Genomic DNA, 14577 nt, shown 5'->3' with positions numbered 1-14577 from the left:
CGCGGCCCCCCTTTCCCGCGCGGCGGATTGCCGCCACCCTGGGCGAAATACCCATGGGGGGAATCGTCCGCCGATGCCGCATCGCATCCTGCTCTGCCGCAGCCTGCACCCGGCCGGGATGGCCGTGCTGCAGGCGCGCACCGATCTCGACATCGTCGCCCTGCATGATCCGCCCGTCGAGCAGTTCCACCAGCACCTCTCCTCCGCCGATGCCGTGCTCTGCTGGCTTGAGCGGGTGGATCGCGCCGCGCTCGCCGCCGCGCCGCGGCTGAAGGTCGTCTCCCGCTACGGTGTCGGCTTCGACACGGTGGACATCCCCGCCTGCACCGAACGCGACATCCCGGTGATGGTGACGAATGGCGCCAACGACCTCTCGGTCGCCGAGCATGCCATGATGCTGATGCTGGCGGTCGCCCGCCGCGCGGTGGAGCATGACCGGCACGTCAAGGGCGGCGGCTGGTGGTCCAGCATGAATCCGGGGATGGTGGACCTGGCCGGGCGCAGCGTGCTGGTCGTCGGCTATGGCCGCATCGGCAGCCGCGTGGCAAATTACTGCCGCGCCTTCCAGATGAAGGTCATGGTGATGGATCCGGGCTTCCACCCCGCCCGCATCGCCGCCGACGGCTTCATTCCCGCGCGCGACTTCCATGCGGCGCTGGCGCAGGCCGATGTGGTGACGCTGCACTGCCCGCTCTCGCCGGCCACGCACCACCTGATGGACGAGGCCGCCTTCGCCGCCCTGAAGCCCGGCGCCATCCTGGTGAACACGGCCCGCGGCCCGATCGTCTCCCAGCCCGCGCTGGTCGCGGCGCTCGGGGCCGGGCGGCTGCAGGGCGTGGGGCTGGATGTGCTGGAGGTGGAGCCCTCCGACGCCGCCAACCCGCTCTTCGCCCTGCCCAATGTCGTGGTCAGCCCGCACAACGCCGCCAGCACGGAGGAAGGCCTCGCCCGCATGGCACGGCAGGCGGCGCAGAACATCCTGGACGTGCTCGACGGCCGGCGCGATCCGGCCTTCATGGTCAATGCCGAACTCGCCAGGCAATAAGGAGTCCTCGCATGAAGATCTACTTCTCCCCCGCGTCCCCTTTCGTCCGGAAGGTCACCGTCGTCGCGGCGGAGCTCGGCATCACGCTGGAGCGCCTGCCGAGCGCGGTGCACCCGATCAACCGGGACCGCACGGTGGTCGCGGACAACCCGCTCGGCCAGGTGCCGACGCTCCTCGCCGATGACGGCACCGTCCTCTTCGACAGCCGGGTGATCTGCGAATACCTGGACAGCCTGAAGGGCGGCGGGCTCTTCCCGGCACCGGGCCCGGCGCGTTGGCGGGCGCTGACCGAGCAGAGCATGGGCGACGGCATCCTCGATGCCGGCATCCTGCTGCGCTACGAGGCGCTGACCCGGCCGGAGGAGAAGCAGTCGGCCGAGTGGAAAGCCGGGCAGATGGAGAAGATCACCGGCACGCTCGACGTGCTGGAGAAGCAGGCGGCGGGCTTCGGCGAGCGCGTGGATATCGGCACCATCACCATCGGCTGCGCGCTGGGCTGGGTGGATTTCCGCCTCGGCGACATGGGCTGGCGGACCAGCCGGCCGGCCCTGGCGGCGTGGTTCGAGCGCTTCGGGCAGCGGCCCTCCATGGCCGGGTCGAAGCCCTCGGCCTGAGCGGCGGCCCCCGCGGATGGGGAGGCTTCCCGCCTCCCCATCGGCCCGGTGCATGGGAATCATTCGCAGGCGGCGCTGCCCTGCTTCCCCTCCGCTGCGCTAGGCTTCCGCCAAAGGCGGAGACGACCTCATGCCCGCGAAGCAACTGCACCTGGGCGCCTTCATGCGCCCCATCAGCATCCATACCGGCGCCTGGCGCTACCCGGGCGCCTGGCCGGACGCCAATTTCAACCTGAACGCCTATGCCCGGCTGATCCGCAAGCTGGAGGAAGGCAAATTCGATGCCTTCTTCATGGCCGACCACTACGCTGTCCTGAACATGCCGGTGGAGGCGCTGAAGCGCAGCCACACCGTCACCTCCTTCGAGCCACTGACGCTGCTCTCGGCGCTCGCCATGGTGACGGAGCGCATCGGGCTGATCGCGACGGCCAGCACCACCTACAACGATGCCTGGCATGTCGCGCGGAAATTCGCCTCGCTGGACCATATCAGCGGCGGCCGCGCCGGTTGGAATCTGGTGACCACGGCGAATCCCGATGCCGCGCTGAATTTCGGCCAGGACGAGCACATGGCGCATGGCGAGCGCTACAAGCGCGCGCGGGAGTTCTTCGAGGTCGTCACCGGCCTCTGGGACAGCTTCGCCGACGATGCCTTCATCCGTGACGTCGAGAGCGGTCTCTTCTGGGACCCCGCGCGGATGCATGTGCTGGGGCACAAGGGCGAGGAGCTTTCGGTCCGCGGCCCGCTGAACATCGCCCGCCCCATCCAGGGCTGGCCCGTCATCGTGCAGGCCGGCGCCTCGGAGGCGGGGCGGCAGATCGCGGCCGAGACGGCGGAAGCGGTCTTCGGCGCCTCCGCCACCATCGAGGAAGCGCGCGCCTTCTATGCCGATGTCAAGGGCCGGATGGATCGGCTCGGGCGGAACCGCGAGCACCTGAAGATCCTGCCCGGCTGCTTCGTGGTGGTAGGCGAGACGCTGGAGGAGGCGCAGGCGATCCGCGCGAGGCTCGACAGCCTGGTGCATTATGAAAGCGCCATCGCCTCGCTCTCCGTCGCCCTCGGCGTGGATGCCTCGCGCTTCGACCCGGACGGACCGCTGCCCGAGGTGCCGGAGACCAACCAGAGCAAGAGCGGGCGCGAGCGCGCCATCCGCCTGGCGCGGCGGGAGGGGCTGACCGTGCGCCAGCTCGCGCAGCGGCTCGGCGGCTATGGCGGCCTCGCCATGGTGGGCACGCCGGCGATGATCGCCGACCAGATGCAGGAGTGGCTGGAGACGGAGGCCTGCGACGGCTTCAACGTCATGTTCCCCTACCTGCCCGGCGGGCTGGAGGCCTTCGTCGACCGCGTGGTGCCGGAGTTGCAGCGGCGCGGCCTCTTCCGGCGCGAGTATGAGGGCCGGACGCTGCGCGAGCATCTCGGCCTGCCGCGCCCGGCGAACCGCTTCTTCCCGGGCTGAGCCCGCGGGGCGGCGCCGCGCCGGAGGCCGGGCGGGCGCCTCCGGGGCTCAGGCCGTCCGCACGGATCCGACCCAGGGTCGGCGGCCGTGCGGCCGGCGTGACTCTTCTGTTGGGCGCGCAGCCGTCCCGCCAACCCTGCGCGCGATATTTGCCGCGGCAAGTCAGGACTTTCCGCGGCGGGTATCAGGCTGCCTCGGCGATCGCCTCCCGCCCGCGGATGAAGTCGGCCGCCTTCTCCGCGATCATCAGCGTCGTCGCATAGGTATTCGCCGAGGGCATGCTGGGCATGATGGAGGCATCCACCACCCGCAGCCCCTGCATGCCGTGCACCAGCAGCCGGTCGTTCACCACCGCGCTCGGGTCCGTCTCCGGCCCCATCCGGGCCGTGCCGATCAGGTGGTAGGTTGTGCTGCCGTTCCTCTTGGCGAAGTCCAGCAACTCGTCCTCGCTCTGCACCTGCGGCCCGGGCAGCGTCTCCGCCTCGACATAGCGCGCGAGTTCCGGGGTCCCCAGCATCCGCCGCAGCAACCGCATGCCGCCGAGATGGACGCGGATGTCCATCGGGTCGGAGAGGTAGTTCGGGTTGATCTCGGGATCCTCGAAGACGCTGGCGCTGCGCGCCCGCACCCAGCCATGGCTTTCCGGCCGGTGCTGCCAGGCGCCGGCGGTCACGCCGGGATAGTCGTCCAGCACATAGACCTTGCCCTCGGCATAGCTCCCCGGCGTGAAGACGCATTGCAGGTCGGGCTCGTCCAGCCCCTCGAAGCTCTTCCAGAAGACATGCACATGGCTCGGCGCGGTCGCCAGGATGCTCGGCTTGCCCATGGCCCAGCGGGCGATCTGCACGCCGAGCTTGAGGCCGCGCGCAAGCTCGTTCAGCGTCTCCACGCCCGGCTTCGCGCGCATGACGAAGCGGGAGGCGTAGTGGTCGCGGAAATTGGCACCGACGCCCCGCAGTTCGTGCACCACCGGCACGCCGATACGGCCCAGCAGATCGGCCGGGCCGACGCCCGAGACCTGCAGCAGCCGCGCCGTGTTCACCGTGCCGGCCGAGAGGATCACCTCCCGCCGCGCCCGCACCTCCTGCGGCGGCGCCTCGGGCGCGCTCAGGTAGCGGATGCCGACGGCGCGCCTGCCCTCGAACAGGATGCGGCTGGCGCGGGCATTGGTGCGCACCTCGAGATTCTTCCGCGCCAGCGCCGGCTTCAGGAAGGCGCGCGCGGCAGAGACGCGCCGGCCCTTGCGGATCGCCCGCTGGAAATAGCCGACGCCGGCCTGGTTGCCGCAATTATAGTCCTGGGCGCGGGGAATCCCGAGGCCGAGGCAGCCCTGGATGAAGGCTTCCGAGACCGGATGGATCCAGTCCATGTCGGTCACCGGGATGCCGTCCTCGTTGCGGCCGCGGCTGTCATCCGAGGCGCCGATGCGGTTCTCGCTGCGGCGGTAATAAGGCAGGCAATCGGCATAGCCCCAGCCGCGATTGCCGCGCTGCGCCCAGTTGTCGAGATCCGCCGGCTGGCCGCGGTTGTAGATCATGCCGTTGACCGAGGAGGAGCCGCCGAGGGTCCGCCCCTGCACCGTGCTGATCCGCCGCCCGCCGGTCATCTCCAGCGGCTCGGTCTTGAACTGCCAGGTGACGGAGGGGTCGGCCAGCGTCTTGATGAAGCCGGCCGGGATATGGATGTAGGGGTTGCGGTCGGGCGGCCCGGCCTCCAGCACGCAGACGGTGACGTTCGGGTCGGCGCTCAGCCGGTTGGCGAGGACCGAGCCGGCGGCGCCGGACCCCACGATGACATAGTCGAAGGTGTCGGCATCGGCGTGGGCATCGGTCATCGCGGCGGATCCTGGGCTTCCGCTGTCAGGATACGAAGCGGAGCGACAGGCTGCCAAGCCGGCCGAAATCGGCGGTCACCGCGTCGCCCGGCGCGAGTTCCAGCGGCACGGCGCATGTGCCGGTGGTGACGCACTGCCCCGCGCGCAGCGCGACCCCGTGGCGGGAGAGCTCGTTGGCCAGCCAGGTCAGCGCGATCCGCGGGTCGCCCAGCACATTGGCCCCGATCCCTTCCCGCTCATAGCGCGGGGCGACGGTGCAGTGGACGCGATGCGCCGCGAGGTCGATCTCGCGCCAGTCGGCCGGCGCCTCCGGCCCCAGCACGAAACGGTGGGCGCAGGCATTGTCGGCGATCAGCTGCGGCCCGCCGGCGGTGACGAAATCGGCGAAGCGGCTGTCCGGCACCTCGATGCCGAGATGCAGCGCGGCGACCGCCGCCATCACCTCCGCCTGGCCGTATTCCGCCGCGCGCGGCGGCAGGTCGCGGCCCATGCGGAAGACGAATTCCGGCTCGGCGACCCGCATGGCGTTGTCGGAGAGGCTCAGCGCGCTGCCTTCCGGCACCACCATCTCCGCCAGGATCCGCCCGGCCAGCGGCCCATCGACGCCGATATGCGTCTGGCCGGCCTTGCTGGTGGCGGCGATCTTCCAGCCAAAGAGCGGCCGCGCGCTGCGCGCCTCCAGCCTCGCCTGGATGGCATAGCCCTCGGCCCGGCTCGCGGGCCGCAGCGCCTCCGGCAAGGCCGGGATGCGCGCCCCGGCCTGCCAGGTTGACCAGATCAGGTCGGATGCGGCCTGCACCGCGCTGTCTCCGAGCATCATCCCTCCCCGGCGCGCCGGCCGCGCCACTTGTCGTCCCGAGGCGCCGCAGGCCCTGGCTCCGGGGCATCCTGGCGCCGGACCGGGCAGGTGCGGAAGCCCTGCATCGCCGTCCGGGCGCGCGGCGCCGCGCCCCCGGGCCTTCCGGCCCGTCCCGTGACCGGCTCTATCGCAGCAGGATCGGCGTCAGCCCGTTCCGCTCCGCGGCCCGCGCCAGCGTGCCGTCCTCCCGCGCGGCGGCCACGAAACCGTCCACCACCGCAAGCCAGGCCGGATCGCCCTTCGCCACCGCATGGGCGTAGCGGGTCTCGCCGAAGCCCTGCGGCGGCTCGATGATCCGCACCCATTCCTGGGTCATGACCATGCGCCGCGTATAGGGGAAGTCGGACATGAAGACGTCCACCCGCCCGCTCTGCAGCTCGGCCTCCCGCGTCTGCGGCGGCGCCAGGCTGACCAGCGTCGCGTGCCGCAGGGTCTGGCGCATCAGCGGTTCCATATAGGTGCCGGCGGCGACGGCCACGGAATTGCCGGGCTGGTCGATATCCTCCCAGCGCGTGATCACCGGGTTGTCCCGCGTCGTCACGGCATAGACGGCGCTGCTCAGATAGGGCCGGGCGAACTCGACCCGCGCCGCGCGCTGCGGCGTCATGCCGATGCCGAACATGGCGACGTCGCAGGTCCCCTGCTCCAGCCGGCCCATGAAGTCGCGGAAATTGGTCTCGACGAAGACCGGCCGCACGCCGAGCCGCCGCGCGAGGTCGCGCGCCAGGTCGATATCGATCCCGGCCAGCTCGTCATTGCGCGGGTTGCGCCAGGTGATGGCGAAGTAATCGGGCCAGATGCAGACCCGCAGCTCGCCACGCGCCCGCACCGCCTCCGCCCGACTCGTGGGCTGGGGCTGGGTCTGAGCCTGGGCCTCAACCGGCATCTCGCAACAGGCGAGTATTGCCGCTAACCATGCGCCCCAGATGGCTCCCCTGCGCCCCCGAACCCTGGCCACGTTCCGCTCTCCAACCTCTCGGCCCTGGCGCATCTGGCGTGGCCGGGCCGCCATCCTCGGACTCGCCATCGCGCTGTCCGCCGCGTTCCTCGCCCTCTATCTGATCCTCGCGGAACGTGGCCAGCGGGATTCCATCGTGGAGAGCCGCCGCGTGGTCGCGGCCGTGGCCGCGGGCCTGACCGACCAGTTGAGCCGCGCGCTGGAGACGACGGACCTCGTCCTGCTCGACATGGCCTCGGGCCCGGCGGAGGGCGGGGCGCCCTGGGATGCCGGCAGGATCGGCCTGCGCCTGCGCGAATTGCCGCATCTGCGCGCCCTGCTGGTCACCGACAGCCTCGGGCGGGTGCAATTCTCGAGCGTGCCGAGCCTGGTCGGCACGGAGCTGGCGGACCGGCCCTGGCTCCGGCGCATCACCGGGGGGGGAACGCGCCTCGTGGTCGGTGCGCCGGAGGCCGGGCGTTTCCTCGGCGAGCCCGGCCGCAGCGTGCAGGAGGCCCGGCGCTGGACGATCCCCCTGGCCCGTCCGCTCACGGGCCCTGAGGGGAGCATGCAGGGCGCGGTGCTGGCCCTGCTGAACCCGGGCTACCTCTCCGCCATCGGCCAGCGCATGGCGGAGGCCTTCGGGGTGACGGTGCGCTTCTTCGCGCTCGATGGCACCTTGCTGGCGACATCCGGCGGCGGGCCGGAGGGTGTCGGCCTGGCGCACCCGCGGGCCTGGCTGTTCCGGGACTTCCTGCCGCAGCTCGACAGCGGCACCCGGCAGGGCCCCGACAGCGCCGGCATCCCGGCGGTCGCCAGCTTCGGCGTGGCCGTGCCCGGCTTGGTCGCGGTCGAGATCTCGCAGCCGATGGAAGCCGTGCTGGCGCCGGCGCGCCGGCGCGCGCTGGAACTCGGCATCGGCATCGGCGGCGTGGCCGCCAGCACCCTGCTCACCCTGGCGCTGGTATTCGGCTTCAGCCAGGCGATCGGCCGGAAGCAGGAGGCGGTGCAGCAGGCCGAGCTGCTGCGCGAGGCGGCGGAGCGCGAGGCGCTGGCGCTGCGCGCCAGCCGGGCGGAGACGCAGCGGCTGCTCGGCGGCCTGCCCACGGTGACCTTCCAGGCCGAGATCGCGCCCGACCGGCCCGACCGCTACCGCTATATCGGCGGCAATATCGAGGCGGTCACCGGCTGGCCGGCCGCCGAGCTGCAGGAACTGGCCGCCTGGCGGGAGCGGCTGGCGCCGGAGGGGGGCGGGTTCGGCGGCTTCCTCCGCCGGGTCGCCGAGGAGGGCACCGCGACGCGGGAGGACCGCTTCCGCCAGCCGGACGGGTCCTGGCGATGGCTGCGCACCGTGGCCATGCTGCTGGAGCGGCGGCCCGACGGCGCCGCCGAGATCGTCGGCCATGTCTCCGACCTGACCGCCGAGCGGGAGGCGAATGCCCGGATGGCCGCGGCGGGGCGGCTCACCTCCCTGGGCGAGATGGCGACCGGCCTGGCGCATGAGCTGAAGCAGCCGCTGGCGATCCTCTCCATGGCCGCGGAGAACCTGGACCGGGCGCTGGAGAACGGCCGGCTGGACAGCGCGCGCCAGCGGGCCCGGCGCATCATCGACCAGGCCGGCCGCGCGGGGCAGATCATCGAGCATCTGCGGCATTTCGCGCGCGGCACGCCGGGTGGCCTGCCGCCCGAGCCGGTCGCGCTGGAGAGGGCGGTGCAGGGCGCGCTTGCCCTGGTCGGCGGGGCGCTGCGGCAGGCTGCCGTGGAGGTGACGCAGGCGCTTGGCGATCCGCCCCCGACCGCGATGGGGCAGTTGGTGGCGCTGGAGCAGGTGCTGGTGAACCTGCTGCTGAATGCCTGCCATGCCCTGGAACGCCTGCCGCCGGGCGCGCCGCGGCGGATCACGCTGGCAGCCGAGGCCCTGTCGGAGGACGGGCTGGTCCGGCTGCGGGTGGGGGATAGCGGCGGCGGCATCGCGCCGGAGGTGCTGGCACGGCTCTTCGAGCCCTTCGTCACCACCAAGGGGCCGGAGAAGGGCATGGGCCTCGGCCTCTCGATCTGCCACGGCCTCATCCGGTCCATGGGCGGCAGCATCACGGCACGGAATGCCGCGGAGGGGGCGGAGTTCACCATCACGCTGGCCTCCGCCCCGGCCGCGGCGATGGCCGGGTAGCCCGGGGTTCCGGCGGCCCCTATCCCCCGAACCCCGCCAGCACGATCTTGCCGACCGCCCGGCCGGATTCGATCGCCGCATGCGCGCGGCGCAGATTGGCCGCGTTGATCGGGCCGACATTCCGCGCGCTGGTCGGCCGCAGCCTGCCCGCATCGACCAGCGCCGCGACCTCGTCCAGGATCTCGTGCTGGCGGACCATGTCCTTCGTGCGGAACATCGGCCGGGTGAACATCGCCTCCCAGTGCACCGCCGCGCTCTTGAACTTCAGCAGCCGCAGGTCGAGCGGCTCCGGGTCGTCGATCAGGCCGATGCTGCCCTGCGGCGCCAGGATCATCGCCATCTCCGCCCAGCGGGCGGCATCCGTGTGGGTGGAGAAGATCCAGGGGCAGGGCCCGGCCTCCAGCGCCTCCATCTGCGGCGGCAGCGGCCGGCTGTGGTCCACCACGTGATGCGCGCCGCATTGCCGCACCCAGGCCGCGCTCTCGGGCCGCGACGCCGTCGCCACCACCGTCACCTGCGTCAGCACGCGGGCGAGCTGAATGGCGATGGAGGGCACGCCGCCCGCCCCGCCGATTACCAGCAGCACATGGCCGGCGCCCTCCGCATCGCGCGGGATGCGCAGGCGGTCGAACAGCATCTCCCAGGCGGTCAGCGCCGTCAGCGGCAGGGAGGCCGCGGCGGCGTGGTCGAGGCTCGCCGGCTTGCGGCCGACGATCCGCTCATCGACCAGCTGCAGCTCGGCATTCGAGCCCTGGCGGTCGAGCACGCCGGCATAGATCACCGCATCGCCCGGGCGGAACAGGGTGCAGTCCGGCCCCACCGCCGCCACCACGCCGCTCGCGTCATAGCCCAGCACCACCGGCTTCTCCGGCGCGGCCTCGAAGCTCATGCGGCTCTTCATGTCGCGCGGATTGACCGAGACGGCCTGGACCCGCACCAGCAGGTCGTGCCCTTGCGGCGGGCCGGGATCGGGCAGGACCAGATCCTCGAGCGCGTGGGGATCCTCGATCGGCAGCGCCTTCCGCGTGAAGCCGACGGCCCTCATGCCTTGTCCTCCCGCAGCGCGCGGAAGAAGGCGGCGACCTCCCCGGCCAGCGCCGCGGGCTGCTCCAGCGCCGCGAAATGCCCGCCCTTCCCCATCTCGGTCCAGCGCCGAATATCCGTGTAGGTCCGCGCCGCGAGGCTGCGCGGCGGCCGCAGGATCTCGCGCGGGAATTGCGCGTAGCCGGTCGGCACGTCCACCGTCTTCCCCTCCGGGATCGGCCAGGGCCCGTGCATCCGCGCATAGTAGGGCCAGAAGGAGGCGCCGATGCAGCCGGTGAACCAGTAGAGGGAGATGTTCGCCAGCATCCGGTCGCGGTCCACCGCACTCTCGATCCGGCCGTCATGGTCGGTCCAGGCGTGGAATTTCTCGGCGATCCAGGCGGCGAGGCCGGCCGGGCTGTCGGTCAGCGCGGCGGCCAGCGTCTGCGGCCGCGTGCCCTGGATCCACTGGTAGCCGGTATTCTCCTTGAGGAAATGCTCCAGCTCGGCGCGGTAGCGCGCCTCCGCCGGGTCGTCGCTCTGGGCCAGCGCCGGGTCGCGCCGGATGGCCAGCAGGTTGATGTGGATGCCGAGCAGCTTTTCGGGATGCGTGGCGCCGAGGCAGGAGGCGGTGAACCCGCCCCAGTCGCCGCCCTGCGCGGCGAAGCGCCGGTAGCCCAGCACCTCGGTCATCAGCGCGGCGAGGCAATCCGCGATGTCCTGGATGCCGAAGCGCTTCTGGCCGGGCGCGAAGGACAGCCCGTAGCCTGGCAGCGAGGGCGCGATGACGGTGAAGGCATCCGCCGGATCGCCACCGAAGGCGGCCGGGTCGGTCAGGCGCGGGATGATGTCGAGGAACTCGAAGACCGAGCCGGGCCAGCCATGCATCAGCAGCAGCGGCGTGGGGTTCGGCCCCTTGCCCGGCACATGCAGGAAATGCAGGTCGATGCCGTGCAGCGGCACCTTGTATTGGGGAAAGGCGTTCAGCGCCGCTTCCTGGCGCCGCCAGTCGAAGCCGTCCCACCAATAGGCGATGAGGTCGGCGAGATAGGCGGCATTGGTGCCATAGGCCCAGGGGTCGCCACCTGCGGGAATCGGCGCCTGGTCCGGCAAGCGGGTGCGCACCAGGCGCTCGGTCAGGTCGGCGAGCGCCGGGTCGGGCACGGCCAGCGTGAAGGGCTGCGGCTGCGCTGCCATGGGCGGGGTCCTCCTGGGTTGGCGGCAGGATGGCGCGGCTCCGTCCCGTCGGGAAGCCCGGCGCGGCGGCCCGTCCCTGCCGCTCAGGCGTCGCGCCGCGCCGCCTCCCGCCAGGCCTGCAGCAGCGTCGTCGCCACCGCCATCACCGCCGGGCCGATGAACAGCCCGAGGAAGCCGAAGGCCAGGAAGCCACCGAAGACGCCCAGGATGATCAACGACATCGGCATGCGGACGCCGAAGCCGATCAGCCAGGGCTTCAGGACATTGTCGATGGTGCCGACGAAGAGGCCGAGGCCGATGACGAAGGCGCCCCAGACCGGCTGGTCCTGCTGGAACAGCCGGAGGGCCGCCCCGCCCCAGATCAGGATCAGCAGCGGCGCGCCGATCTGGCTGATGGCGAGCAGCAGCGCGACGAAGCCCAGCATCGCCGCACCGGGCACGCCGGCGATGGCAAGGCCGAGGCCGAGCAGCACCGCCTGCACCACCGCCGTCCCCACCACGCCATAGCCGACCCCGCGCACCGCTCCGGCCGCGACCTCCAGCGCGCGTTCCGCGGCGGCACCGCCGAGATTGCGGAAGATCTCGCGCAGCGCCGCGGCCAGCGCCTCTCCCTGGCTCCAGAGCATGGTGGCGACGACCAGGGAGAGGATGACCTGCACGGCGCTGTCGGCCAGCGCCCCGGCAACGCCGAGGACGGCCTGGCGCAGCGTCGCGGAATAGGGCGCGAGCAGGATGCCGAGATCGCCGCCGGCGCGCACCGCCTCGTCCCAGAAGCTGCCGGCCCTTTCCCCGATGGCCGGCAGGCGCGCCAGCCAGGCCGGGCGCTCCGGCGCGGCGGCGAAATAGGCATGCAGCTGCGCCGCCCCGTGCCCGAGCTGATCCGCGAGGCCGGGTGCCAGGGCCAGGACGGGCAGCGCGACGAGGAGGATGGCGAGCAGCAACAGCAGCGTCGCCGCCAGGCCGCGGCGAAGGCCATGCCGCACCAGCGCCTGGCGCAGCGGCCAGGCGGCGATGGCCAGCGCCCCGCCGAACAGGATGGCGGTGGTGAAGGGCCGCAGGATCGCCAGCACGCCGAGGAGCAGGCCGAGGACCAGCAGCAGGGCGATGCTGCGCTCGATCAGCGCCACGGTCTGGCGCCCGTCCGACGTCCGATTCAGGTCATCCGGCATTCGCCGCTCTCCCCCCCCTTGCGCGCCAGGACCCGCTGGGCCGGGCGAGGGTCCGGCCTGGTGGCATGGTCCGAGAAAGCGGGCCAGCCGGCGCAACCGCCGCGATTCCATCCCGAGCCAGGCAGGCTGTCCAGCGCTGCCGCCAGGGGACGGCGCGCCGGGCGGTGTCACGGTACGGTCGCTGGACTTGGCCGGCGGCAGCCGCTTGAGTCGCGCCGCATCCAGGCCGCCAACCTCCGGGAACACCATGCAAGAGCGCGACCGCAGCAACCCGCCCGTCGAGATCGAGGATATCGGCAGCAACCCCGATCCGCGCCGGCCGATCGGGGCGCTGATCGCGGAGCGCCTCTCGCGCCGCGGCCTGCTCGGCGGCACGGCCGCGGCCCTGCTGCCGGCCCTGCCGGCCGCGGCGCAGGATACGGGCAACACCCCGAATGGCGGCCCCTCCAGCCTCACCTTCCCCGAGCTGCGCCACCAACTCGCCCAGCGCGACGCGGTCGCGGAAGGGCATGAGATCCAGCTGGTGATCCGCTGGGGCGACCCGATCCTGGCCGATGCGCCGGAGCACGACCCGCACCGCCAGACGCCGGAGGCCCAGGCCCGGCAATTCGGCTACAATAACGACTACCTCGACTTCTTCCCCCTGCCGCAAGGATCCCGCGCCTCGGATCGCGGCCTGCTGGTGGTGAACCACGAATATACCAACACCAACCTGATGTTTCCGGGCCTCGGCAGCGGGCGGGAGGCACGGGCGCGCGTCACCGCCGGACAGGCAGCGGTCGAGCGCGCGGCGCATGGCCTCTCGGTGGTCGAACTCAGGAAAGAAGGCGGCCGCTGGTCCTATGTGAGGGACAGCCGCTGGAACCGCCGCATCACAGCGGAGACGCCGATGCGCATCAGCGGCCCCGCCGCCGGACATCCGCGGCTGCGGACGGAGGAGGACCCGGCCGGCACGCGGGTGCGCGGCACCCTCAACAACTGCGCCGGCGGCAATACCCCCTGGGGCACCGTCCTGACCGCCGAGGAGAATTTCAACCTCTATTTCGGCGGGGAGGCGGCGACCGCCGGCCCGCAGGCCGCGGCCTACCGGCGCTACGGCATCCTGAAGGATCCGGTCTATGGCTGGGGCCGCCACGAGCCGCGTTTCGACCTCGACCGCACGCCGAACGAGCCGAACCGCTTCGGCTGGGTGGTGGAGTTCGACCCCTATGACCCGCAGAGCGTCCCGGTGAAGCGCACCGCCCTTGGCCGCTTCAAGCATGAGGGCGCGACGCATGCCATCAGCGCCGATGGCCGCGTCGTCTTCTATTCGGGTGACGATGAGCGCTTCGAATACGTCTATAAATTCGTCACCGCCCGGCCCTGGACCCCAGGCGACCCCGCGGCCAACCGCGACCTGCTGGATGCGGGCACGCTCCATGTCGCGCGGTTCGAGGCGAACGGGACCATGCGCTGGCTGCCGCTGGTGCATGGCCAGGGCCCGCTGACCGAGGCGAACGGCTTCGCCTCCCAGGCCGAGGTGCTGATCGAGGCGCGCCGCGCCGCCGACCTGCTGGGCGCGACGCCGATGGACCGGCCGGAGGATGTCGAGGCCAACCCGGTGACCGGCCGCGTCTATGTCATGCTGACCAACAACGGCAGCCGCAAGGCGGAGCAGGTGAACGCGGCCAATCCGCGCCCGGCGAACATCCACGGCCATATCGTCGAGATCATCCCGCCCGGCGCCGGGACCGGCCGCGTGGACCATGCCGCGGAGGAGGCGCGCTGGGGCATTTTCCTCGCCGCCGGCAAGCCGGGGATCGACCCGGGCACCCAGTACCACCGGGCGCTGAGCAACGAGGGCTGGCTCTCCTGCCCCGACAACTGCGCCTTCGACAGCAAGGGGCGCATCTGGATCGCGACCGATGGCGCCCCGATCACCTCCGGCGTTGCGGATGGCCTCTATGCCGCCGACACGGTGGGGCCGGGCCGCGCCCTGACCCGCCTCTTCTACCAGGCGCCGGCCGGGGCGGAGGTCTGCGGGCCGTGCTTCACGCCGGATGAGCGGACCCTCTTCCTCGCCATCCAGCATCCGGGGGAGGACACGGGCAGCACCTTCGACCGCCCGACCACCCGCTGGCCCGACTTTCGTGAGGGGGCGCCGCCCCGCCCCTCCATCATCGCGATCGTGCGGAAGGATGGCAGCGTGATCGGTTGATACCCCGGCGACCCTGGAAATTGCGCGTCCGCATCATCAATTCTCGCCACGGGAGCAACGTACAGGCAAGTTATCC

The 14577-nt window shown here is 71.9% G+C and carries 11 protein-coding genes; 5 read left to right on the top strand and 6 right to left on the bottom strand.

Annotation, left to right across the window (positions count from 1 at the left end; translation table 11 throughout):
* Nucleotides 1–73 precede the first annotated feature (73 nt).
* The 3 genes from LHA35_RS07285 to LHA35_RS07275 all read left to right on the top strand — a co-directional run bounded on the left by LHA35_RS07285 (nt 74) and on the right by LHA35_RS07275 (nt 3115).
* Complete coding sequence (locus tag LHA35_RS07285) at nt 74–1045, top strand: hydroxyacid dehydrogenase (RefSeq protein WP_226606381.1); 972 nt, start codon at nt 74–76, stop codon at nt 1043–1045.
* Nucleotides 1046–1056: 11 nt separating this feature from the next.
* Nucleotides 1057–1659: a glutathione S-transferase gene (locus LHA35_RS07280; RefSeq protein WP_226606379.1), complete on the top strand. Its 603-nt coding sequence runs from the start codon at nt 1057–1059 to the stop codon at nt 1657–1659.
* Nucleotides 1660–1789: 130 nt separating this feature from the next.
* A complete protein-coding gene (locus LHA35_RS07275; protein WP_226606376.1) occupies nt 1790–3115 on the top strand; it encodes an LLM class flavin-dependent oxidoreductase in 1326 nt (441 codons plus the stop codon).
* Between the two features lie 184 nt (nt 3116–3299).
* On the opposite strand, the gene LHA35_RS07270 is transcribed toward LHA35_RS07275, so the two are convergent.
* From LHA35_RS07270 to LHA35_RS07260, 3 genes are all read right to left on the bottom strand, one after another.
* A complete protein-coding gene (locus tag LHA35_RS07270) occupies nt 3300–4949 on the bottom strand; it encodes a GMC family oxidoreductase (protein WP_226606375.1) in 1650 nt (549 codons plus the stop codon).
* A gap of 25 nt (nt 4950–4974) precedes the next feature.
* Nucleotides 4975–5766, bottom strand: a complete 792-nt coding sequence (locus LHA35_RS07265; RefSeq protein ID WP_226606372.1) for a 2-keto-4-pentenoate hydratase — start codon at nt 5764–5766, stop codon at nt 4975–4977.
* Nucleotides 5767–5932: 166 nt separating this feature from the next.
* Nucleotides 5933–6694, bottom strand: a complete 762-nt coding sequence (locus LHA35_RS07260; protein ID WP_226606370.1) for an ABC transporter substrate-binding protein — start codon at nt 6692–6694, stop codon at nt 5933–5935.
* Between the two features lie 40 nt (nt 6695–6734).
* Here LHA35_RS07260 and LHA35_RS07255 point away from each other — a divergent pair, with 40 nt between their 5' ends.
* On the top strand, nt 6735–8915 hold the full coding sequence (locus LHA35_RS07255; protein ID WP_226606368.1) for an ATP-binding protein: 2181 nt from the start codon (nt 6735–6737) through the stop codon (nt 8913–8915).
* Nucleotides 8916–8934: 19 nt separating this feature from the next.
* On the opposite strand, the gene LHA35_RS07250 is transcribed toward LHA35_RS07255, so the two are convergent.
* From LHA35_RS07250 to LHA35_RS07240, 3 genes are all read right to left on the bottom strand, one after another.
* A complete protein-coding gene (locus LHA35_RS07250) occupies nt 8935–9960 on the bottom strand; it encodes a zinc-binding alcohol dehydrogenase family protein (protein ID WP_226606366.1) in 1026 nt (341 codons plus the stop codon).
* The gene (locus tag LHA35_RS07245) at nt 9957–11135 is read right to left on the bottom strand and encodes an epoxide hydrolase family protein (protein ID WP_226606363.1); all 1179 of its coding nucleotides are present in this window, start codon (nt 11133–11135) and stop codon (nt 9957–9959) included. Before LHA35_RS07245 ends, LHA35_RS07250 begins: the two co-directional genes overlap by 4 nt.
* Nucleotides 11136–11218: 83 nt before the next feature.
* The gene (locus LHA35_RS07240; protein WP_226606361.1) at nt 11219–12304 is read right to left on the bottom strand and encodes an AI-2E family transporter; all 1086 of its coding nucleotides are present in this window, start codon (nt 12302–12304) and stop codon (nt 11219–11221) included.
* 247 nt (nt 12305–12551) lie between these two features.
* On the opposite strand from LHA35_RS07240, the gene LHA35_RS07235 reads away from it, so the two are divergent.
* Nucleotides 12552–14501 (top strand): PhoX family protein, encoded by a 1950-nt coding sequence (locus LHA35_RS07235; RefSeq protein ID WP_226606359.1) that lies wholly within the window; start codon nt 12552–12554, stop codon nt 14499–14501.
* The last annotated feature ends 76 nt before the right edge of the window (nt 14502–14577 follow it).

The sequence above is a fragment of the Roseicella aerolata genome (genome assembly GCF_020523605.1).
Classification (GTDB): Bacteria; Pseudomonadota; Alphaproteobacteria; order Acetobacterales; family Acetobacteraceae; genus Paracraurococcus; species Paracraurococcus aerolatus.
This window is presented reverse-complemented; position numbering and strand designations above follow the sequence as displayed.

Bases quoted from the DNA above. Each gene is read 5' to 3' on its own strand.
- LHA35_RS07275 (WP_226606376.1), top strand. From the start codon at position 1,790: ATGCCCGCGAAGCAACTGCACCTGGGCGCCTTCATGCGCCCCATCAGC.
- LHA35_RS07255 (WP_226606368.1), top strand. From the start codon at position 6,735: ATGGCTCCCCTGCGCCCCCGAACCCTGGCCACGTTCCGCTCTCCAACC.
- LHA35_RS07260 (WP_226606370.1), bottom strand. From the start codon at position 6,694: ATGCCGGTTGAGGCCCAGGCTCAGACCCAGCCCCAGCCCACGAGTCGG.
- LHA35_RS07265 (WP_226606372.1), bottom strand. From the start codon at position 5,766: ATGCTCGGAGACAGCGCGGTGCAGGCCGCATCCGACCTGATCTGGTCA.
- LHA35_RS07250 (WP_226606366.1), bottom strand. From the start codon at position 9,960: ATGAGGGCCGTCGGCTTCACGCGGAAGGCGCTGCCGATCGAGGATCCC.
- LHA35_RS07280 (WP_226606379.1), top strand. From the start codon at position 1,057: ATGAAGATCTACTTCTCCCCCGCGTCCCCTTTCGTCCGGAAGGTCACC.
- LHA35_RS07270 (WP_226606375.1), bottom strand. From the start codon at position 4,949: ATGACCGATGCCCACGCCGATGCCGACACCTTCGACTATGTCATCGTG.
- LHA35_RS07245 (WP_226606363.1), bottom strand. From the start codon at position 11,135: ATGGCAGCGCAGCCGCAGCCCTTCACGCTGGCCGTGCCCGACCCGGCG.
- LHA35_RS07240 (WP_226606361.1), bottom strand. From the start codon at position 12,304: ATGCCGGATGACCTGAATCGGACGTCGGACGGGCGCCAGACCGTGGCG.
- LHA35_RS07285 (WP_226606381.1), top strand. From the start codon at position 74: ATGCCGCATCGCATCCTGCTCTGCCGCAGCCTGCACCCGGCCGGGATG.
- LHA35_RS07235 (WP_226606359.1), top strand. From the start codon at position 12,552: ATGCAAGAGCGCGACCGCAGCAACCCGCCCGTCGAGATCGAGGATATC.